The sequence below is a fragment of the Streptomyces sp. NPDC014727 genome (genome assembly GCF_043083485.1).
GTDB lineage: Bacteria > Actinomycetota > Actinomycetes > Streptomycetales > Streptomycetaceae > Streptomyces.
The window spans coordinates 55,113-75,588 of record NZ_JBIBYR010000015.1; the positions used below are offsets into that span (position 1 = coordinate 55,113).

At 72.4% G+C, this 20,476-nt stretch carries 20 protein-coding genes and 1 pseudogene; 9 read left to right on the forward strand and 12 right to left on the reverse strand.

All coding sequences use genetic code 11. The features are described from left to right. Positions 1-48 precede the first annotated feature (48 nt). Entirely contained in the window at positions 49-936 is an 888-nt protein-coding gene (locus ACF1B9_RS23270; RefSeq protein WP_391738640.1) for an NAD(P)H-binding protein, read from the forward strand. 42 nt (positions 937-978) lie between these two features. Here the strand turns inward: ACF1B9_RS23270 and ACF1B9_RS23275 are convergent, their stop codons facing one another. Both ACF1B9_RS23275 and ACF1B9_RS23280 read right to left on the reverse strand, forming a co-directional pair. Next, positions 979-1,980: an AraC family transcriptional regulator gene (locus ACF1B9_RS23275; RefSeq protein ID WP_391738642.1), complete on the reverse strand. Its 1,002-nt coding sequence runs from the start codon at positions 1,978-1,980 to the stop codon at positions 979-981. A 99-nt stretch (positions 1,981-2,079) separates the two neighbouring features. Continuing rightward, complete coding sequence (locus ACF1B9_RS23280; RefSeq protein ID WP_391738643.1) at positions 2,080-3,267, reverse strand: flavin-containing monooxygenase; 1,188 nt, start codon at positions 3,265-3,267, stop codon at positions 2,080-2,082. Between the two features lie 195 nt (positions 3,268-3,462). Here ACF1B9_RS23280 and ACF1B9_RS23285 point away from each other — a divergent pair, with 195 nt between their 5' ends. Both ACF1B9_RS23285 and ACF1B9_RS23290 read left to right on the forward strand, forming a co-directional pair. Further along, positions 3,463-3,915, forward strand: a complete 453-nt coding sequence (locus ACF1B9_RS23285; RefSeq protein WP_356483294.1) for a DoxX family protein — start codon at positions 3,463-3,465, stop codon at positions 3,913-3,915. Continuing rightward, positions 3,912-4,355, forward strand: a complete 444-nt coding sequence (locus ACF1B9_RS23290; protein ID WP_391738645.1) for a Zn-ribbon domain-containing OB-fold protein — start codon at positions 3,912-3,914, stop codon at positions 4,353-4,355. The genes ACF1B9_RS23285 and ACF1B9_RS23290 overlap by 4 nt, the downstream gene beginning before the upstream one ends. Before the next feature lies 1 nt (position 4,356). On the opposite strand, the gene ACF1B9_RS23295 is transcribed toward ACF1B9_RS23290, so the two are convergent. The 5 genes from ACF1B9_RS23295 to ACF1B9_RS23315 form a co-directional block, all read right to left on the reverse strand. Next, positions 4,357-4,491: a hypothetical protein gene (locus ACF1B9_RS23295; RefSeq protein ID WP_391738646.1), complete on the reverse strand. Its 135-nt coding sequence runs from the start codon at positions 4,489-4,491 to the stop codon at positions 4,357-4,359. A gap of 34 nt (positions 4,492-4,525) precedes the next feature. Beyond that, positions 4,526-5,110, reverse strand: a complete 585-nt coding sequence (locus tag ACF1B9_RS23300) for a hypothetical protein (protein ID WP_351072547.1) — start codon at positions 5,108-5,110, stop codon at positions 4,526-4,528. A 9-nt stretch (positions 5,111-5,119) separates the two neighbouring features. Then, positions 5,120-6,031 (reverse strand): zinc metalloprotease HtpX, encoded by a 912-nt coding sequence (gene htpX / locus ACF1B9_RS23305; protein WP_391738648.1) that lies wholly within the window; start codon positions 6,029-6,031, stop codon positions 5,120-5,122. 147 nt (positions 6,032-6,178) lie between these two features. Then, the gene (locus ACF1B9_RS23310; protein WP_391738649.1) at positions 6,179-6,919 is read right to left on the reverse strand and encodes a pyridoxal 5'-phosphate synthase; all 741 of its coding nucleotides are present in this window, start codon (positions 6,917-6,919) and stop codon (positions 6,179-6,181) included. 36 nt (positions 6,920-6,955) lie between these two features. Then, positions 6,956-8,125 carry an acetyl-CoA acetyltransferase gene (locus ACF1B9_RS23315; protein WP_391738650.1) on the reverse strand — a complete coding sequence of 390 codons (1,170 nt, stop codon included), beginning with the start codon at positions 8,123-8,125 and terminating at the stop codon, positions 6,956-6,958. 171 nt (positions 8,126-8,296) lie between these two features. Here ACF1B9_RS23315 and ACF1B9_RS23320 point away from each other — a divergent pair, with 171 nt between their 5' ends. Together ACF1B9_RS23320 and ACF1B9_RS23325 are read left to right on the forward strand one after the other, a co-directional pair. Further along, entirely contained in the window at positions 8,297-9,643 is a 1,347-nt protein-coding gene (locus ACF1B9_RS23320) for an acyl-CoA dehydrogenase family protein (protein WP_391738651.1), read from the forward strand. After that, positions 9,643-10,119, forward strand: a pseudogene (locus ACF1B9_RS23325) (nitroreductase/quinone reductase family protein); the annotation flags it as partial. The gene ACF1B9_RS23320 and the pseudogene ACF1B9_RS23325, both read left to right, overlap by 1 nt. Before the next feature lie 362 nt (positions 10,120-10,481). Here ACF1B9_RS23325 and ACF1B9_RS23330 read toward each other — a convergent pair. Further along, positions 10,482-11,129, reverse strand: a complete 648-nt coding sequence (locus tag ACF1B9_RS23330) for a TetR family transcriptional regulator (protein ID WP_351072558.1) — start codon at positions 11,127-11,129, stop codon at positions 10,482-10,484. Between the two features lie 369 nt (positions 11,130-11,498). Between ACF1B9_RS23330 and ACF1B9_RS23335 the strand changes: the two genes are divergently transcribed. Beyond that, entirely contained in the window at positions 11,499-12,395 is an 897-nt protein-coding gene (locus tag ACF1B9_RS23335; protein WP_391738652.1) for a VOC family protein, read from the forward strand. 160 nt (positions 12,396-12,555) lie between these two features. Next, positions 12,556-14,934, forward strand: a complete 2,379-nt coding sequence (locus tag ACF1B9_RS23340; protein ID WP_391795937.1) for a PQQ-binding-like beta-propeller repeat protein — start codon at positions 12,556-12,558, stop codon at positions 14,932-14,934. A 76-nt stretch (positions 14,935-15,010) separates the two neighbouring features. On the opposite strand, the gene ACF1B9_RS23345 is transcribed toward ACF1B9_RS23340, so the two are convergent. Continuing rightward, on the reverse strand, positions 15,011-15,718 hold the full coding sequence (locus ACF1B9_RS23345) for a hypothetical protein (RefSeq protein WP_391738654.1): 708 nt from the start codon (positions 15,716-15,718) through the stop codon (positions 15,011-15,013). A 159-nt stretch (positions 15,719-15,877) separates the two neighbouring features. Between ACF1B9_RS23345 and ACF1B9_RS23350 the strand changes: the two genes are divergently transcribed. Beyond that, a complete protein-coding gene (locus tag ACF1B9_RS23350; RefSeq protein WP_391738655.1) occupies positions 15,878-16,420 on the forward strand; it encodes a hypothetical protein in 543 nt (180 codons plus the stop codon). A gap of 3 nt (positions 16,421-16,423) precedes the next feature. Here ACF1B9_RS23350 and ACF1B9_RS23355 read toward each other — a convergent pair whose 3' ends face one another. The 3 genes from ACF1B9_RS23355 to ACF1B9_RS23365 are packed head-to-tail and all read right to left on the reverse strand — an operon-like array spanning position 16,424 to position 18,814. After that, positions 16,424-17,197 (reverse strand): enoyl-CoA hydratase/isomerase family protein, encoded by a 774-nt coding sequence (locus tag ACF1B9_RS23355; RefSeq protein WP_391738657.1) that lies wholly within the window; start codon positions 17,195-17,197, stop codon positions 16,424-16,426. Between the two features lie 6 nt (positions 17,198-17,203). After that, positions 17,204-17,656: a Zn-ribbon domain-containing OB-fold protein gene (locus ACF1B9_RS23360; RefSeq protein ID WP_391738659.1), complete on the reverse strand. Its 453-nt coding sequence runs from the start codon at positions 17,654-17,656 to the stop codon at positions 17,204-17,206. 9 nt (positions 17,657-17,665) lie between these two features. Then, complete coding sequence (locus ACF1B9_RS23365) at positions 17,666-18,814, reverse strand: lipid-transfer protein (protein WP_391739308.1); 1,149 nt, start codon at positions 18,812-18,814, stop codon at positions 17,666-17,668. A gap of 92 nt (positions 18,815-18,906) precedes the next feature. On the opposite strand from ACF1B9_RS23365, the gene ACF1B9_RS23370 reads away from it, so the two are divergent. Beyond that, positions 18,907-20,469 (forward strand): FadD3 family acyl-CoA ligase, encoded by a 1,563-nt coding sequence (locus ACF1B9_RS23370; protein ID WP_391738660.1) that lies wholly within the window; start codon positions 18,907-18,909, stop codon positions 20,467-20,469. Positions 20,470-20,476 lie beyond the last annotated feature (7 nt).

Consider the following 20,476-nt stretch of genomic DNA (forward strand, 5'->3'; position numbering starts at 1 on the left):
GATTCCGGGACATGGCCGGTGGCCGGGGTGTCGGGACAGGCTTTCCGTATGACACAGAACGCACAGCAAGCGCAGGAAGCACAGAGTGCTCCGGACCGGCCCGTACTCGTGATCGGCGGTACCGGGAAGACCGGGCGCAGGGTCGTGGACCGGTTGCGGGGACAAGGGGTGGTGACGCGGGTGGCGTCGCGGTCCGGGGCGACGCCGTTCGACTGGGACGACCGGGAGACCTGGGTGGCGGCGCTGGAGGGGGCCGCGGCGGCGTACATCGTTCCGCTGGACCTGACTCCCTCCCGGACCCCCGCCCTGGTCGAGCAGGCCGTGGCGAGCGGGGTCGGGCGGCTGGTGCTGCTGTCCGCCCGGGGCGCCGACGTGCCGGGGTACTTCGGGGATTCCTACGACGGGACCGGGCCGCACCTGGAGGGGGAGGTCGCGGTGCGGGCCTCGGGGGTGCCGTGGACGATCCTGCGGCCCGGCTGGTTCGCGCAGAACTTCAGTGAGGGGGTCTTCCGCGACGGGGTGATCGGCGGTGAGCTGGCGCTGCCCGCCGGGGACGGGGCCGCCGCGTTCGTCGACGCGGACGACATCGCGGACGTCGCCGTCGCCGCGCTCACCCGACCCGGTCACGAGGGACAGCTGTACGAGCTGTCCGGGCCGAGGGCGCTCACCATCGACGACGCGCTGGGCGAGATCGCGAAGGTCACCGGGCGGCGGGCCAAGTACGTCCCGGTCGCCGAGCAGGAGTTCCGGGAGGGACTCGTCGCCCAGGGGGTCTCCCCCGAGGAAGCGGCACTGTGGACGGACGCGCTGAAGCCGATCCGTACGAGCCGGGAGGCTCCGGTCGTCGACGGTGTGCAGCGTGCGCTGGGGCGCGCGCCGCGGGACTTCGGTGCGTTCGTGCGCAAGGCGGCCGACTCGGGCGCCTGGACCGGCTGAGCCCGCTCGCCGCGATCTCCCCGGGGGGATCGCGGCGGGGCGTCAGCCTGCCGGGGCCTCCCGGTCCGGCTCGCCCCGCGCCCCGGGCGCACGGCGGTACGCGCTCGGGCTGACGCCCCGGACCCGCTTGAACGCCGCGCTGAAACCGAACGCGTCGGCGTACCCCACCCGGCGGGCCACCGCCGCCACCGTCAGGTCCTGGCGGCTCAGCAGGTCGGCGGCGAGCGTCATGCGCCATTCGGTCAGATACGCCACCGGGCCCTCCCCGACCAGCTCCGTGAACCGTTTGGCGAACGTGGTCCGTGAGACCCCCGCGCGTGCGGCCAGTTCCGCCGTCGTCCACGGATGCGCCGGGTCCTCGTGCAGGGCGCTCAGGGCCGGGCCGGCGATCTCGTCGCCGAGGGCGTGGTACCAGGCGGGCGGGGCCGCCTCCGGGCGGTCGAACCAGTCACGGAGCGTGCACACCAGCAGCCAGTCCAGCAGCCGGTCCAGCACGATCTGCCGACCCGGCCGCGCCCCGCCGATCTGCCCCTCCAGGTAGTCGTGCAGGGGCGAACAGTCTTGGTCGTCCGGTACGACGAGTACCGGTGGGAGGACCTGGAGCAGCCGTCGCGGTACCTCGGCCCGCACATCGTAGGAGGCCGCCAACAGTACCGTGGGACCGGTGAGTTCGTCCGCCGGTGCCGGAGCAACATCGGAGCCGGTGCCCCAGTGCACCTCGCGTACGGACGCACCCGGTCCCGCACCCGTGGCCGGGTCGTCGGTGAAGACGAACGGGGCCGGGCCCCGTACGATCGCGGCCTCGCCGGCCCGCACCCGGCGCGCGGCGAGATCACCGCTGCCGTCGCCGCCCGCCCCGCCCTTGCCGTCGCCGCCCCCTCCGCCGCCGTCCGGGACGATCCACCCCTCGCCGCGCAGCGGCATGCACAGGGTCAGATAGGCGCCGTCCGTGAACCTCAGCGACCACGGTGGATACAGCACCGAACGACCGAAGAGCGACCCCTTCCCCCGCACGCCACGCAACAACTCGTCGAACACGTCCATGCGGCAACGGTACGCAGACGGGGCGGCGAACGGGTCGTCGGAATGCAGGCCGCTCAGCACGAACGTGACGGCCCTCGCTTCCCCCGGTCCCCGGAGCAGTCAGCCCGTGCGTGACAGCCGCTTCGCGATCTTCCGAGCGTCCAGGGCCATTTCGCGGAACATGCCGCTGATCGGGTTGGTGAACCCGGTGAAGTACAAACCGGGCGCCTGCTTGGGCGTGCGGCCGCCGTGCACCACCGGCCTGCCCCGCGCGTCCAGTACGCCGAGGTGGCCGACCAGCCCCTCCAGGGCCCGGTGGTAGCCGGTCGCCGCGATCACCGCGTCCGGGGTGATCCGTTCCCCGCCGGCCAGCACCACCGCGTCCTGGTCGAACGACTCGACGGCCGCCACCGGCACCACCCGGCCGCCCCTCACCGCGTCGATCAGCCCCACGTCCTGCACCGGAATGGCGCCGTTCCTGACCCGTGAGTACAGGCCGGTCTCCGGGCGCGGCAGCCCTTGTGCGGCGAGGTCGGGCACGGCGATCCGGGCCATCAGGCGACCGGCCCGGTCGACCAGCCGGACCGGCAGTCTGCGTACCAGGATGCCGGTCGCCTGGGCGGGCCAGCCCGCGGTCGAGCGGCGCACGATGTGCGGCACGGTGCGCACGGCGATCCGTACCCGGGACGCCCCGCCCTCCACCAGGTCGACGGCGAGCTCCGCACCCGTGTTGCCGATGCCGACGACGAGGACGTCCTTGCCCGCGAACGGAGCCGGGTTGCGGTAGTCGGAGGCGTGCACCAGGTCGCCGGTGTAGGTGTCGCGGCCGGACCAGTCGGGGATGCGCGGGGTGTGGTTGTAACCGGTGGCGACGACGACGGCCCGGCCGGTCAGCATCCGGCCGCCGGTCGCGGTCAGGTGCCAGCCCGCCCCGTCCGGGGCCCGGTCGATGCGGGACACCTCGACGCCGGTCACCACCTCCAGCTCGTGATGCTCGACGTACTTGTCCAGATAGCGCACCACATCGTCCCTGGCCACCCAGCGTCCGAACCGGCGCGGCATGGCGAGCCCCGGCAGTGCGGACCAGCGCCGGGTCGTGTGGAGGTGCAGCCGGTCGTAGTGACGGCGCCAGGACGCCCCCACGTTCGCCGATTTCTCCAGCACGACCGCCCGTACCCCCTGCTCGCGCAGGGCCGCGGCGACGGCGAGACCGCCCGGACCGCCCCCGATGACGTACACGGGCCGGTCCTCGGTGAGGTCGATGGGGGCCGGGGTGGGGCTACCGGCGGTACGTGCGCTGTCGGGCATGGTTCGGAGCGTAATCAAGCACTCGCTTGATGGGTCTCGGTCAAGACCGGAATCGGTTGCGAATGGGTCACGCGGGCCCGGCGTCGCCCGGCATGCGGGGTGTGTGCCTCCCGCGCACATTCCGCACGCCTCTTGCGTGAGCCGCCCCCATCAGGTGAACTGACGTACCGTCAGATTCAGCGAGTGGGAGGCCCCATGCAGACGATCTGGCTCGGCGGAGCCGAGTGGCTCGCCGTTCTCCGGATAGGTCTCGGCCTGTGGTGGCTGGAGAGTTGGCGGCACAAGGACAAGAAGGGCTGGTTCGAACGTGGTACGGGGATCGCCTGGGCCGCGGACGTGGCGGGCAAGCACCGGTGGGCGGCCGTCCGCACCGGCTTCCGGCGGATCGTCGCCCCGCGCCCCAAGGCCATGGCCTACCTCGTCGTGTACGCCGAACTCGCCCTGGGGCTCGGCCTGATCGCCGGATTCCTCACTCCGGTCGCCCTCGTCGCCGGACTCCTGCTCAACCTCCTCTATCTCGTGCTGATGATCCACGACTGGGCCGAACAGGGGCAGAACGCGATGATGGCGCTCATCTCGCTCGTCGCGCTGTTCGCGATGTCCTGGCAGACCTGGTCGCTCGACGAAGCGATCGGACTCTTCCTGTGACCGCGGCCGCCGTGCGTTTCGACCTTCCCGAGCCGGACGCCTTCACGCGCCCCTTCTGGGACGCCGCCGCCCGGGGGCGGTTGCTGCTGCGCCGCTGCCGCGCCTGTGGGCGCGCCCACCACTACCCCCGCGAGTTCTGCCCGCACTGCTGGAGCGAGGACGTCGCCTGGGAGCGGGCGAGCGGAGACGCCACGCTGTACACGTGGTCCGTCGTCCACCGCAACGACCTGCCGCCGTTCGGCGCCCGCGTCCCGTACACCGCCGCCGTCGTCGACCTGGCCGAGGGGCCGCGGATGATGACGCAGATCGTGGAGTGCGCGGAGTCCGGCCTGGCGATCGGCATGCGGCTCCGGGTCACCTTCCGGCACGAGGCGGGCGGGGAGGCCGTCCCGGTCTTCCGGCCGTGGGGCGGCCCCGACTCCGCCGTCCATCCGGCATGACTCAGCGCGGTGCGCCGCGCCGCAGCTTCCACCGCTCCCACGCGCTGGGGTGGCGGACGACCACGCCGCCCACGCCTGCCGTGCCGGTGACACGGATGAGCGGGGCACCCGCGGGGTCGGGGTGCTCAGCAGTCATGTACCTGATGATACGGATGGGTTCGGTGCCCGGTTCACAATCCGGGCGCCCCCCACACCGGGAACCACCGGGCCAGGTCCTTCTCCATCCGGAGGTCGTCCCCGAGCACCGCTCTGACCTGCAACTCCAGCTGGTTGTCCCGCTTCTCGACGCCGCCGGGCAGGGGTGCGAACGGATAGAACGTGCCGCGCTTGTAGAGATAGACCAGAGCCAGCGGACGCTCCCGCGCGTCCCGGAAGCCGATCAGCGAGCAGAGCAGCTGCGGCCCGAAACCGCCGTCCTGGAGCAAGGTGTTGACCGCGTGCAGATCGTTGACCAGGGAGGCCGTGTCATCGGCCGGCTGGCGGGCGAGCAGCCAGGTGTAGCCGTAGGTGTCCTGGCTGAACTCCACCGGGATGCCGCCCCGGTCGGTGTCGGCGTCGAGCAGTTCGCGCACGTCCTGCTGGATGCGGGCGAAGGTGCCGCCCTCGACGCCCGCGAAGCAGACAGAGCCCAGACCGGTGGGGGTGAAGCCGGCGCCCGCCTGGAGGGTGAGCGCGGCGGAGGGCACGGCGAAGAGCTGGTCGAGGTCGGGGCGGACCGGCTTGCTGCGGCCCAGGATGGTGTCGAGAAGACCCATGGACGTTCCTTACGGGCGGGCGAGATCGGCGGAGATGCGGGCCAGCTGGTCGAGGCGCTGTTCGAGGGTCGGGTGGGAGGAGAGCAGTCGGCTCAGGCTCTCCTTGGAGGAGAACGCGGGCATGAAGTAGAAGGCGTTGTACGGCTCCGCCTTCCGCAGGTCCTCGGTCGGGATGCGGGCCATCTGGCCGCTCACCTTCGTGAGGGCGGAGGCGAGAGCCGACGGGCGCCCGGTGAGCAGGGCGGCGGTGCGGTCGGCGGAGAGCTCGCGGTAGCGCGAGAGCAGCCGGGTGAGCAGGAAGCTGAGGCAGTACACGACCGCGCTGGCCAGCGGGATGAGCATGATCGCGATACCGACGGGGTCATTGCTCCGGCTGTTGCGGGACAGGCCGCCCCACAGGGCGACGCGGGTGATGATGCCGGCGAGCACACCGAGGAACGAGGCGATCGTCATGACGGCGACGTCCCGGTGCGCGACGTGCGACATCTCGTGCGCGAGCACGCCCTCCAGCTCCTCCGGCTCCAGTCTGCGGAGCAGACCGGTGGTGGCGCAGACGAGGGCGGTCTTCTCGTTCCGGCCGGTGGCGAAGGCGTTCGGCACATCGCTCCGGGCGATCGCCACCCGGGGCTTGGGCATGTCGGCCAGCGCGCAGATGCGGTCGACGGTGCCGTGCAGTTCCGGGGCCTCCTCGGGGGTGACCTCCCGGGCGCCCATGCTGAACGCCGCGATGCGGTCGCTGAACCAGAACTGCGCGATGAACATGCCGCCCACCAGGATCAGAATGATCGGCCAGGCGCCGCGCAGCACCGCGAGCAGCACGCCGACCAGGACCACGTACAGGAGTCCGATCAGGAACATGGTGGTCACCATGCGTGTGGTCAGCCCGCGGTCCGCGGCGTAACGGGAACGGGTTCGGCTCATCGGTGCCTCCAGTCCTCACCTGTCTCCACCTGTCTCCCATAGTGCCCCTTTGCTGTCTCAACCGAATAAAACGGCCTGCCGGGGCGGCGTCCGTCCGTGGGCCGCCCCGCCGACGGACGCCGCCCCGGCAGGCCGCCGGGACAGCCCTCAGGGCCAGAGCAGCTCCCGCGTCCAGTCCGCGCCGTCCCGGCGGTAGCGCAGCCGTACGTGGCGCCGCTCCGCGTCGCCCTGGAAGAACTCGACCTCCTGCGGCTCGACCACGTACCGCGTCCAGCTCGCGACCTGCGCGTCCGGCTCGGCCCGCGCCCGCTCCCAGGCGGCGTCGGCGGTCCGGGCCAGCTCCTCCCGCGAGCCCAGCACCTCGCTCTGCGCCCCGGTCAGCGCCGCGGCGAGGGCCCCGGTCGAGCGGGCGTGCAGATCGGCCAGGCTCTCCGCCCGGCTCGTCTCGGTGACCGGACCCCGCACCCGCACCTGCCGCCCCTGCGCCGGCCAGTAGAAGGCGAGCGCGGCGTGCGGGTGGGCGGCGAGCTGGCGGCCCTTGGCGCTGGTGCGGTGTGTGGCGAAGTGCCAGCCGCGCTCGTCCGCGCCGTGGAGCATCAGCGTCCGCACATCGGGGCGGCCGTCGGCGTCGACGGTGGCCAGCGACATCGTGTGCGGCTCCGTCTGCCCGGCGGCCACGGCCTCGGCGAACCAGGCGTGGAAGAGGGGCAGCGGGGCACAGGGCGCGGTGTCCGGGTCGAAGGAGGGAAGGTCCACGTCCCAGACCCGCTGGGCGTGGAGCAGGTCCAGGAAGCTCTGCTGTGCGTGGGTCTTCTGCGGGTGGGCTCTCCGCGCGTCGGTCTCCTGCGTGTCGGCCCCCTGTCCGTGGGGCCTGTGTACGTCGCTCATGGCCCTATTGCAGCGCACCGGCGTGACCGGCCCCCCTCACCCCCGTCCCAGCACCACCGTCCCGGACGAGCAGAACCAGCCGCCCGTCCCCGACGCCACCGCCAGCTCGGGCAGCCGGCCGCCGGCCCTGCGCACCTGGCGCTCGCCCGCCTCGCCGCGCAGTTGCCGTACCGCCTCCACCAGCAGGAACAGCCCGCGCATCCCGGGGTGGCAGGCGGACAGGCCGCCGCCGTCGGTGTTGACCGGCAGCTCGCCCGTCAGGCCGGTCCGGCCCTTCTCCACGAACGCGCCGCCCTCGCCCTTCGCGCAGAACCCCAGGTCCTCCAGCGTCACCAGCGTCATGTAGGTGAACGCGTCGTAGATCTCGGCGAGGTCGATGTCCGCGGGCCGCACCCCGGCCCGTTCGAACGCCAGGCGGCCCGAGACCGCCGCGGGGGAGACCGTGAAGTCGTCCCACTCGGACATGGTGGAGTGCGAGGCGTGCTCACCCGTACCGAGGATCCACACCGGTTCCTTCGCCGTGTCCGGTACGTACTCCTCGGCGGCCAGCAGCACCGCGCAGCCGCCGTCGCTGCGGATGCAGCAGTGCAGCTTGGTGAAGGGGTCCGCGATCATCGGCCCCGACAGCACGTCGTCCACGGTGATCGGGTCGCGGAACATGGCGTCCGGGTTGGCCGCCGCGTTCGCCCGTGCCTGCACGGCCACCTCGGCGAGCTGTTCCAGGGTAGTCCCGTACTCGTGCATGTGGCGACGGGCGGCCATCGCGTACTTGGCGATCAGCGAATGCCCGTACGGCACCTCGAACTGGAGGGGGCCGCGCGCCCCGAAGGAGAGATTGGACGTACGGCGGCCCGCCCTGATGTCCGCGCGGGCCGTCGACCCGTACACCAGCAGTACGGCATGGGCGTGACCCGCCGCGATGGCGTCCGCCGCATGGGCCGCCATCACCTCCCAGGTCGAGCCGCCGACCGCGGTGGAGTCCACCCAGGTGGGTTTCAGCCCCAGATACTCGGCGACCTCCACCGGGGCGAGCGTGCCGAGTCCGGCGGAGCCGAAACCGTCGATGACGGACCGGTCCAGGCCCGAATCGGCGAGCGCCCGGCGGGCGGCCTGGGCGTGCAGGGCGTACGGCGTGGCCTCGTCGACGCGTCCGCAGTCGGCGAGGGATATGCCGACGACAGCGACCTTGCGGTGGGAAGAAGGCATGAATCTGACGGTACATCAGATTCGAGGGGTGCGGACCGGTCGGCGGCCGGGATCTTCCCGGCCCCACCCGCGCCTCCCGTTGCGCGACTCTGGGCATCTCGTGGATTCACCCCTAGCATGACGGGCCGTCAGATCGGGGGTCGAAGGCCCCTGACCGGAAGGAGTCCGACGATGGATGCCGCCTTCACCGCGGAACAGGACGAGATCCGCCGCACCCTGCGCGAGCTGCTCGCCGAACGCTGCGGACCCGCCGGCGTCCGCAGCGCCGTGCGGACCGCCGACGGGTACGACGATGCCCTGTGGCGCCGGCTCGCCCGGGACCCCGGACTGCCCGGACTCGCCCTCCCCGAGGCCTACGGAGGCGCCGGACGCGGCCTCGCCGAGCTCGCGGTCGCCTGCGAGGAGACCGGCCGTGCCCTGCTGCCGTCGCCCCTGATCCCCACCGCGGCACTCGCCGCGCCCCTGATCGTCGCGCTCGGCGCCGAGGCCCAGCGCACCGCCCTGCTGCCGCGCATCGCCGCAGGCGGACTCACCGCGACCCTGGCCGTGCCCGGCGGCTCGCTCCCCATCGCGCTCGGCCTCACCGGTGACCCCACCGGCGGCGCCTGGGCGGGTGGCGGCCGGGCCGGCGGCGTACAGGCCAGGCCGGTCGGCGGCGCGGCGGGCTGGCGGCTGTACGGCGAGGCCGTCCAGGTCCTCGACGGGCACAGTGCGGGACTCCTCCTGGTCGCCGCCCACACCGGCGGCTTCCCGCGCAGCCGTACGCTCCTCTTCCTGGTCCGCCCGGACACGGCGGACGGAGTCGTCCGCACCCGCCTGACCCCGCTGGACGAGACCCGCCCGCTGGCCCGCGTCGAACTCCGCGACGCCGAGGCCGAACTCCTCGGCGCGGACGACACCGTGGACGTGACCGACGCACTCGCCTCGGCCGGGCGCGGGGTCGCCGCCCTGCTCGCGGCGGAGGCGGTGGGGGCGGCGGCGGGCGCGCTGGAGCGAACCGTCGCACACGTCAGGGCGCGCGAGCGGCTCGGCGGAGCGACCGGCTCCCTCCGGGCCGTGGAGCCCCGCCTCGCGGATCTGTACGTACGGGTGGAGGCGGCCCGCTCCGCCGCGCACTACGCGGCCTGGGAGCCGACGGCCGCGGGCCTCGCCCTCGCCCAGGCGCTGGAGGCGCTGCGGATCACCACCGCCGAGGCCGTTCAGCTGCCCGGTGGGACCGGTTTCGCCGGGGAGCACGAGGCGCATCCGTACTTCCGGCGGGCCGCCGCCGACGAACTGCTCTTCGGCCCCGTCCACCGGCTCCGCGATCATGCGGCGCACCGGGCCGGGCTGTTCGCGCCGTCGAGCAGCGGGCGGGCGTCCGCCGGTCAGGTACCCGCCGGTCAGGTACCCGCCGGTCAGGTACCCGCCGGTCAGGTACCCGCCGGTCAGGTACCCGCCGGTCGGGTACCCGCCGAGCGGCCGTCCGGCGGCCCGGCGCCGTCCGCCTCCGGATCGGCCGAGCGGGTGGCGGTCTGATGGCGCCCGGCGTCCGGTTGGTCCAGAAGGTGTCCTCCACCCGCACGTTCGCGAGGATCGCTCCGCACGTCGTCCCCGCCATGGACCGCGCGGTACACCGGCTCACACGCGGAAAGGTGCTGCTCAGCGCCCAGATGCTGCCGGCGTTGATCCTGACGGTGCCGGGCGCGAGGAGCGGACGGCCCAGGACCACTCCGCTGGCCTGCATGCCGGAGAACGGGACGGAGCAGAGCTGGATCCTGGTCGGCAGCAACTTCGGCCGTACAGGGCATCCGGCCTGGACCGCGAATCTGCTGGCCGGGCCCGACCGGGCCGTCGTCAACTGGCAGGGCCGGAACATTCCGGTGCGCGCCACGCTGTTGGAGGGGCCGGAACGGGAGGCGGTGTGGCGGACGGCGCTGAAGTTCTGGCCGCCCTACGCGACGTACCAGGCGCGGGTCGAGCGGGAGATCCGGTTGTTCAGACTGGAACGCCGGGACGACTCCGGGACCGACGCGACCGACGGGGCCGACGGGACCGACGGGGCCGACCGGGCCGATGGGACCGACGGGGGCTGACCGGGCTGCATGCGGCCGGACGCGGAAGCGATGGGTGGGGAAGCGATGGCCGGGGAGGGGCGCGCATGGCGCCCGGTGCGGGGGAGCCGCCCGGTGGGGGGTGCGAAAACAGTGCGCGCAAACGGCTGTTGGGGCGATCCGTGGAACGGCCCGGGTGCACAGACAGCGGACCACGCATGTGGTCCGCCGTGTGTGAGACAGGACCTGGGGCGCCCGGAACGGCCGCGCGGTGTGCCCAGTGCGGGAGATGGCCCGGTGCGTGTAGCGGCCCGGTGCCGGCGTTACTTCGTCGGCTTCTTGCCGGTGATGCCCAGATGAACCAACAGTGCGAGATTCGGCTTGAGTTCGGCCTGCTTCACGCCCCAGGTGGTGAAGCCCTTCTGATGCGAGGCGACTGCGGCCAGCATCGCGACCAGTGATCCCGACATCGCGGCGGCGCTGACGTCCTTGTCGACCTTGCCCTTGGCCTGGAGCTCCTTCACCGCGTCCGTAAGGGAGTTGGTGACCGAGTTCAGGATCTTCATGCGGATCTTGTAGAACCGCTTGTCGCCCTCGGCCGCCCCGAGGTCGACCACGCGCAGGATCGCGTCGTGATGTCGCCAGAAGTCGAGGAATCCCTCGACGAGTTCTTCGGCCGTCTGCCAGCCGGCCTTGCCGACCCAGGAGCGGCCTGCGACCAGTTCGGTCAGCTCGGCGCCCTCCTTGGCCATCTCTTCGGCGATTTCGAGGACGGCGCCCTCGACGTCGGGGAAGTATTGATAGAAGGTCGCGGGTGAAGTCCCCGCCTTCCGGGCCACGTCGATAACTTTGACGTCCCGGTACGGCGAGGAACTGAGCATCTCGCTGAGGCAGTCGAGCAGCTTCTGCCGCGTCGCCTGTCCGCGTCGACCGGCCACGCGGCCGTCGACGGTGCGTACTTGTCCTGTCATGCCGTCAGCTTACCGAGGGGTGATCGGAGCGCGATTCGGCCGACTGCAAATGGGGAGCGCCGCAGACGCGCCGGGGGGAGTGGCCGGATATCGACGCATGCGCCCCACAGGGGATAAGTCTTATCAACAGCCTGTGGATAACTTCGGTGGATAACTTTCCGTGACGCGGCGAGCAAGGAACTCTTCCGTCGGAAATGTGTTCGATGTGGACGGGTCGGGGGGCGATGCGCGCCACCCGCGGTTACGTTTGCTGTGACGAGCGTCACCGTGGTGAATCGCGAGCGACCGGGAACGACCGCGGACAACTGCGAACAAAACGCGAACCGGCGGCGAACGACCGCGAACGACCGCGACGGAGGGACCGGGCCCATGGCCGCATTCGCGCAATCCGCGCCGTGCTGGGTGGACGTGCAACTGCCCGACCTCGAAGCGGGCAAGCGTTTCTACGGTGAGCTGTTCGGCTGGACCTTCCGGGCCGGGGACGGCCCGTACGCGGACGCCTTCAGCGGCGGGAAGCTCGTCGCCGCACTCGTCGCCAAGCAGGACGGCCGGATGCCCACCGCCTGGGGGATCTATTTCGCCACCGACGACATCGTCGCGTCCGTCGCCCGCGTCAGAGAGGCGGGCGGCCAGGTGATCATCGACCCCGTGCGGGCCGGCCGGGCCGGAGCGGTCGCCCAGGCGGCCGACCCCGGCGGAGCCGTCTTCGGGCTCTGGCAGGCCGGTGACCGCGAGGGTTTCGAGAAGCAGAACGAACCGGTCTCCTTCTGCTGGACCGAGGTCCACACCCGGCAGAAGGACCGCGTCGACGCCTTCTACGAGGAGGTCTTCGGCTTCCAGGGCACCGACCTCGGCACCTCGGGCGAGGAGGAGCCCGGCGGGGGAGAACCCGGCGAGGAAGAATCCGGCGAGGAGGAGCCCGGTGAGGCCGGGCCCGGCGCGCCCCGGCCCGGCGCGGCGGAGTCCGGCCGCGACGTCGCCTTCCGCATGTGGTCCCCGGCGGGCACGGAACCGGGACCGGACACCGCGGTCGGCGGGCGCAGCGTCATCACCGACGCCTTCCCGGCCGAGATGCCCAGCTACTTCCTCACCTACTTCGCCGTCGAGGACTGCAATGCCACCGCCGGACACGCCGTACGCCTCGGCGGCCGGATCTCGGCACCGCCCTTCGACATCCCGTACGGACGGATGGCGGTCCTCCAGGACGATCAGGGTGCCGTGTTCGCCGTACTTCAGCCCCCTGTGTCCGAGAAGAGGGCAGAGTGAGCTGTGACACCCAGGTCCGCCCCCGGGTTCGCAACCAGGGCCTCAGCCAGGAACAATCGGGGTGCGCACCGCCGGGTGGTGCCCAGTGGTGAGACGCCGCACAGGGCGGGTTTTCGCGGGCTTCTGTTCCTGAGGCCCGTACGGGGAGGTGGCAGGGCAAGTGGTGGAGCAGCTGACGCAGCACGACCCGAGACGGATCGGCCCGTTCGAGGTGCTGGGACGGCTCGGGGCCGGTGGCATGGGGCTGGTCTATCTCGCCCGCTCGGCTTCGGGCCGGCGGGTGGCGATCAAGACGGTACGCACGGAACTTGCCGAGGACCAGCTGTTCCGGGTCCGCTTCACACGTGAGGTGGAGGCCGCTCGGGCCGTCAGCGGCTTCTACACGGCCGCGGTGGTGGACGCCGACCCGCGGGCCGCGGTGCCGTGGCTGGCCACCGCCTATGTGCCCGCCCCCTCGCTCGAAGAGATAGTGACCGAGTGCGGGCCCATGCCGGTCCAGGCGGTGCGCTGGCTGGCCGCCGGTATCGCCGAGGCGCTGCAGTCGATCCACGGTGCGGGGCTCGTCCACCGCGACATGAAGCCGTCGAACGTGCTCGTCGTCGAGGACGGCCCGCGGGTGATCGACTTCGGGATCGCGTCCGGGGTCTCCAACACCCGGCTGACCATGACGAACGTCGCCGTCGGCACGCCCGCCTACATGTCGCCCGAACAGGCGCGGGACTCCCGCAGTGTCACCGGCGCCAGCGACGTCTTCTCGCTCGGCTCGACGCTGGTCTTCGCCGCCACCGGGCATGCGCCGTTCCACGGTGCCAACCCCGTCGAGACCGTCTTCATGCTGCTGCGCGAGGGCCCCGATCTGGAGGGCCTGCCCGACGAGCTCCGGCCACTGATCGAGTCCTGCATGCAGATGGACGCCGGGCTGCGGCCCACCCCGGCCGATCTGCAGGCCCAGCTCGCCCCGCACCTCTTCGCCTCCGGCGGCGACGACAGCGGCACGGCCTCGGCCTGGCTGCCGACCTCCGCCACCGCGATGATCGAGCAACGCCGCGGCGGAGGCCGCAAGCCCGCTGCTCCCGTCGCCCCGGCACCGGTCCCGCCGCCGCCCCCGCAGCCGCCGGGCACCGACCGGGACACCGCCTGGCGCAGCGGCGGCGACCTGCGCTCCCCGGCCGCCGCGGCGGCGCAGCTGCCCGACGGGGGCGGTCCGGTACGACTGGCAGGCGCGAAGGTGCCCATCGGCCCCGGCCCGCGCGCCCAGGACGTCCGGGCCACCGCCACGGCCACCGCGGACGCCGGCCCCGCGACCGGCTGGGTGCGCCCGCCCGTCGGGGCGAACGGCGCGGCACCCGCCGCCCCGCTGCCAGCGCCCGCGCACGCCCCCGAGCTCGCGCCGGCGGCCCCGGACCGCTGGCGGCCCTGGCGCTTCCGGATGTCCAACGACGTCTGGGGGACGCCCGTCGTCGCCGGAGACCTGCTCTACGTCACCTCGTTCGAGGTGCACGCCCTGGACGTGGGCAACGGGCGCCGCCAGTTCAAGACCCGGGACGTGGCCTGGGTGATGGCGGTGGAGGACGGCCGCATCCACGCCTCCGACGGGCCGTCGCTGTACGCCCTGGACGCGGCGACCGGCACCGAGCGGTGGCGACTGCAGACCGATGCCTGGGTGTACTCCCTCAAGGCGGACCGAGGCACCGTCGTCACCGGTACCCGGGGCGGCGGCGTCCAGGCGTGGGAGGCGTCCACGGGCGAGAAGCTGTGGGAGAGCGGCGGCGTACAGACCGACTTCGAGACGGCGGAGGCCGGGCCCGTCGTCCACGACGGCACGGTCTACCTCTGGCAGGACGCCCGGCTGCGCGCCGTCGACGCCCGTTCCGGCATCGAGCGCTGGTCGTACCCGATCGGCGACGCGGCCTCCTGCGGCGGGGTGCCGGTCCGGGTGACCGCGGCGGCGGACGGCTTCGTGTACGTCAGCGCGGGGGCCCGGGTCCTGGCCGTCGACACCGTGTCCGGCCATGTCCGCTGGCACTTCGAGTCGCCCGCCGTCTTCCTCTCGCCGCCCACGTTCGCACCGGGCCCCGCGGTCACCGGCGGCGGCGTGTACCTCGCCGACTACCTCGGCACGGTCTACGCGATCGACGCCTCCACGGGCAAGGACCGCTGGCGCATCGCCACGGAGGCCCGGCAGTCGCTGGAGCCGGTCTTGGTGACGGGCGGGAACGTCCACGTCGGCAGCGGGAGCGCGCTGTACACCCTCGACGCGGTCACCGGCACCCCGAAGTGGCGGTTCGCGGCGGGCGGCGAGGTGGTGGGCGCCCCAGTGGTCGCCGACGGCCGGGTCCACTTCGGCTCCGCCGACCACGTCCTGTACACCCTGGACGCGGCGGGCGGCCAGCTCCGCTGGAAGCTGGCGACGGGCGGCGAGATCACGGGTTCGCCGGTGGCGCGGGGCGGTGTCGTGTACGCGTGCAGCAAGGACCGTTGCGTGTACGCGCTGGACGCGCTGAAGGGAACGGGCACGGGCAACCGGGCCCGGACGTAGCGCGCTGGCGTCACTCGCGGCCCGTTCCTCGGAGGCTCGGAGCCTCAGGAGCTCAGGGCTTCGGAGACGCGGGGTCTCAGGGGCGCGGGGGCAGGTCCGGGCCGGGGCCCTCGTCCGGTACGACGGGGTGCGGGGCCGTGTCCTGGTCCTCCGGTCCGGTCCCCGGGCGTGCGGCCGTGTCCCGGGACCGTGGGCCCGGACGGCGGGCTCCCGGAGGGGGCCCCGTGTACGGGTCCGGTTCCGGTTCCGGCAGCGGACTCGTCTGCACGGAAGGCCCCGGCTCCTGCGTCGGCGGCCAGGTGTCCGGGTCCTGCGACCCGGGCGCGGCATACGGCCGGTCACCGCCCTCGCGCGGGGCGCGGCGCCCACCGCCGCGCCGCCCCGGCATCAACGCCGCACCCAACAGCAGCAGCACCCCGCCGCCCAGGGCGCCCGCCACCCCCCACTGCAGCCCGGAGCCGTTGCCCGAGACGGTCAGACTGCCCACCGACTCCCCCTGGCGCACCATCCACAGCACGGTGAACCCGAGCACCACCACGCCCGCGGCCGCCACCAGCAGCCGCGACCGCAGCACCACTCCCACCACGGTCAGCACGGCGGCGAAGAGGAAGGCCACCCAGATCGAGCCCAGCAGTCCGGGCCGGCTGCCGGTGATCCCGGTGAACAGTTCGTCGATCCGGTAATGACGTCCCAGACGGCCGTCGTACCAGTCTCGGAAGGGGCTCAGCACGGCGGCCGCCGCTCCCACGAGAGCGAGGACCGAGCCGAGGACGTTGCGGACCATCGTCGGCCTCCTGCGTGTGCGCGGACCGGTGTCACATATCGGCACCGCTCTCCGACTCGACGCTACGCCCGGCCCCTGCCTCCCGCACCTTGCGCTACGGTGTCGCGCGGTCGTTCGACAACAGCAGAAACAGACAACAACACAAGGGGGGCTGCATCGATGATGCGGCAGCACATAAGGCTTTCCGCGGTACTGGTCGTGGTGGTACTCGCGCTCACCGGCTTCTCGACCTCCAGCCACGGCGGCCGAAGCGGCAAGAGCAAGGGATCAAGCGGCAGCGGCAGCGGCGGCGGCTGCTCCAACTCCAAGAAGGGCAACGGCGGCTACCACCGCAGCGACTACGACGACAACGACGACTACGGTTCGTCGAGCGGCTCCTCCGGCAACAGCGGCTACGAGACACCGGCCCCGAGCGCCTCGGACGAGCTCCAGGCGTACGTCTTCCGCTGCGCCCAGCCCCGCAAGGGAACGCGCAAGGCCGTCACCTCCTCCACCGTCAGGCTCACGGCGAGCGCGGCCGGCTCACACACCTACGAAGTCGATGTGACGTTCCTCGACGCGCGGGGCAACACCGTGGACACCGGGGAGGCGAAGGTCGCCGTCGACGGCGGCGAGACCAGGACCGTCCCCGTGCGGATGGACAGTCCGCGCAAGGTCTCCCGGGTGAAGAAGTGCCGGGTCGAGGCCCAGCTGAGCTACTGACCCTCACCGTGTCCTGAACCCGTCGCGGCCCCGCTCCCGGAACAACTCGGCCTGCCGCTCCGGCGGCAGGTTCCCGAGCGCGATCAGGTGCGAGGCGTGGGCCATGGCCTGCGCCCTGGCCGCCTCCTTCGCGGACCACACCGCCCGTACCGTCCCCTGCACGGCCTGCGTCGGGTACGAGGCGATCACTCCCGCCGCCCGCAGCGCCGCCGCCACCGCGCCGCCCGGCGCCGTCACCTCACTGACCAGCCCGGTCTCGTACGCCCGTCGGGCCGTGACCCGTTCGGCCGTGCCCATCAGGGACATCCGTGCCACCTCCCCGAACGGCATCCGCTGCGCCATGGAGATCGCCTCGTACGCGCTGACCATGCCGTACGTCGTGTGCGGATCGAAGAACGTCGCCTCCTTCGATGCGATGACGAACTCCGCCTCGCCCAGCAGATAGAACGCCCCGCCGCAGGCCATCCCCTCCACGGCCGCGATCACCGGCTTCCACAGGTCGTTCGCCTTGGGTCCGATCGCGATCAGCGGATCGTCGATCGCGTACGGGGACGAGGGCTGCGGCACCTCCACGCCCCGGTCGATACCCGTGCAGAAGGCCCGGCCGCCCGCCCCGGTGACGACGACGGCCCGCACCCCGTCGTCGAAGCGGAACGCCCGCCAGGCGGCGCTCAGTTCGGCGGCCGTCGCCAGATCGATCGCATTGTGCTTCTCGGGCCGGTCCAGGGTGACGAGTGCGACCCCGGTCTCCTTGTCCGTCTCCGTCCGCAGGGCCATCGCCGCTCACCGCTCCAGCAGCCAGCGCACCAGGGTCACCCCGGAGGCGTCCGGGCAGAACACGGCCCGCACCGGCGCCCCGATCCGCAGCCGCGCCGGATCGACCGAGTCCAGCGGTGCGTCCGGACCGCTCACCACGTTCCCGACCAACCGGATCTCCGGAGCGTCGGCCAGCTCGACCACCACGGCGTTGTACGGCGCCTGTGCGGCGTACGCGGGCAGCAGCGGGGGATGCGGCAGCACGTACGACCAGACGCGTCCACGTCCGCTCATCGGCCGCCACTCGCTCGCGAAGGACTGGCAGTGCGGGCAGCACGGCCGGGGCGGGAAGCGGAGCCTTCCGCACTCCGGGGCGGCGCACGCCTGGACACGCAGTTCGCCACGGGCCGCGTACTCCCAGAAAGGGGCGCCGTCCTCGTCCACGACAGGCATCAGCAGAGCATCCGTGTCAGTACCCATGTCAGCTCCTCAACTCCTCAGCAGTACGGCGGAGGTGGGCACACCCTCGCCGGCGGTGACCAGGCACGTCCCGGCGCCCGGCACCTGGGCGGTGGAGACGCCGCGCAGCTGTTTCACACCCTCGTTGATGAGGTTGAAGCCGTGGACGTACGCCTCGCTGAGCCCGCCGCCCCCCGTGTTGACGGGCAGCCGACCGCCGCTCTCCAGTGCCCCGCCCTCGGTGAACGCGGCGCCCTCGCCGCGCCCGCAGAAGCCGTAGCCCTCCAGGGAGAGGGGAATGAGCGGGGTGAACGCGTCATAGATCTGCGCGACATCCACGTCGTCCGGACCGAAGTCGGCCTGCTTCCACAGCTGCCGGGCGGCCGTCCAGGCGGGTCCGGTGAGCGGGTCGTCGTTCCAGTAATTGACCATCCCGTGGTGCTGGGCGGGCAGCCCCTGGGCGACGGAGTGGATGTAGACGGGCTTCTGCCGGCAGTCGCGGGCCCGCTCCGCCGAGACGATGACGCAGGCCAGCGCGCCGTCCGTCTCCAGACAGTTGTCGAACAGACAGAGCGGCTCGCTGATCCAGCGCGAGGTCATATACATGTCGCGGGTCAGCGGTCGCTCGTACATCACCGCGTCCGGGTTCTGGTTGGCGCGGTTGCGGCAGGCGAGGGCGACGTTGAAGAGATGGTCGCGGGTCGCCCCGTACTCGTGCATGTAACGCCGGGCCAGCATCCCGATCTCGTCGGCCGGCCGCAGCAGCCCGTACGGGCGGGTCCACTGGGCGGGGGTGGGCAGTTGCACGGCGGTGTTCTTCCAGGGCCGGGGTCCCGACCCCCGCTTCCGCGACCGCCAGGCGACACCGACGCTCGCCTGCCCGGTCGCCACGGCGGCGGCGAGATGCGCGATCGTCGCGCATGAGCCGCCGCCCCCGAATCCCACCTTGCTGAAGAAGGTCACATCGCCCGCCCCGATGGCCTTGGCGATCTCGACCTCGTCGGTCTCCTCCATCGTGTACGAGGCGAAGGCATCCACCTCCGAGGCGGCGATGCCCGCGTCGTCGAGCGCCGCGACGATGGCCCGGCAGGCCAGTGTCTTCTCGGATTCGGGCAGTTGTTTCGCGAAGGCCGTCTGTCCTATGCCGGCTATCGCTGTCACGTCCTTGAGCGCCGCCACCGCCACCTCCGAGGCCGTCGTCACTGCTGACAGCGGCTGAGGCTACAGCTAATCTGACGGATAGTCAGCTACTGCGTCAGAGAGGGTGAGCGATGCGCGGCGACGAGGAATGGGGCAGCATCCCGAAGCTGATACGGACGGCGGCGCGACGGTACGGGGACCGGGAGGCGGTCGTCGAGGGCCGCACCCGGATCTCGTACGCCGAACTCGGTCACCGCGTCGAACGCGCCGCCGCCGCCTGCATGGCCTCGGGCGTCGAGCCTGGCGACCGGGTGGCGGTCTGGGCCCCGAACACCCTGGACTGGATCGTCTCCGCGCTCGGCGCCGTCACGGCCGGAGCGGTGCTCGTCCCCCTCAACACCCGGTTCAAGGGCACGGAGGCGGCGTACATCCTGGAACGCAGCCGGGCGAAGCTGCTCTTCGTCACCGGCACCTTCCTCGGCACGTCCTACGTGGCATCCCTGCGCCGGGCCGAGGTAGCACTCCCGCACCTGGAACGGGTGGTGGTGCTGGCGGACAGCGCCCCCGACGACTACGTCACCTGGAAGGACTTCCTGGCAGCGGGGGAGGGGGTGTCGCCGGAGGCGGTACGCGCCCGAGCCGCCGCCATCGCTCCTTCCGCCCCCTCCGACATCATCTACACCTCGGGCACCACGGGCCGGCCCAAGGGCGCCGTCATCACCCATGCCCAGACCCTGCGCTGCTACGCGATCTGGAGCGAACTGGCGGACCTGCGCGAGGGCGACCGCTATCTGATCGTGAACCCGTTCTTCCACACCTTCGGCTACAAGGCGGGCATCATCGCGTGCCTGATGCGGGGCGCCACGATGGTCCCGCAACCGGTGTTCAACGTGGACACGGTCCTGGCCAACATCGCCGCCGAGCGCATCTCGGTCCTGCCGGGTCCGCCCACCCTCCACCAGTCCCTCCTGGACCACCCGGCGCGGGGCGCCCACGAGCTCTCCGCCCTCCGCCTGGTCGTGACGGGCGCGGCGGTGGTGCCGCTGCGGCTGGTGGAACGCCTGCGCACGGAGCTCGGCATCGCGACGGTCCTCACCGCGTACGGCCTCTCCGAGGCGAGCGGCATCGTCACCATGTGCCGGCGCGGTGACCCGGCGGAGACGATCGCCTCGACGTCGGGCCGGGCGATCCCGGGCACGGAGGTCCGCGTCCTGGCCGCCCCCGGCACCCCCGGCGAGGTGCTGGTCCGCGGGTTCAACGTGATGCGGGGCTACTTCGAGGACCCGGAGACCACGGCCGCCGCGATCACCTCCGACGGCTGGCTCCACACCGGGGACATCGGCGTCCTCGACGAGAACGGCAACCTCCGGATCACCGACCGGATCAAGGACATGTTCATCGTCGGCGGCTTCAACGCGTACCCGGCGGAGATCGAACAACTCCTCGGCCTGCACCCGGACGTGGCCGACGTGGCGGTGATCGGCGTCCCGGACCCCCGCCTGGGCGAGGTCGGCAAGGCGTACGCGGTACGCAGGCCGGGCGCGACGCTGACGGCCGACGACCTCATCGCCTGGTCCAGACGGGAGATGGCGAACTACAAGGTCCCGAGGACGGTGGAGTTCATGAGCGAGCTGCCCCGGAACGCGAGCGGGAAGGTACTGAAAGGCGAGCTGCGAGGGCGGGCGGGGTCCTGACGGCTCA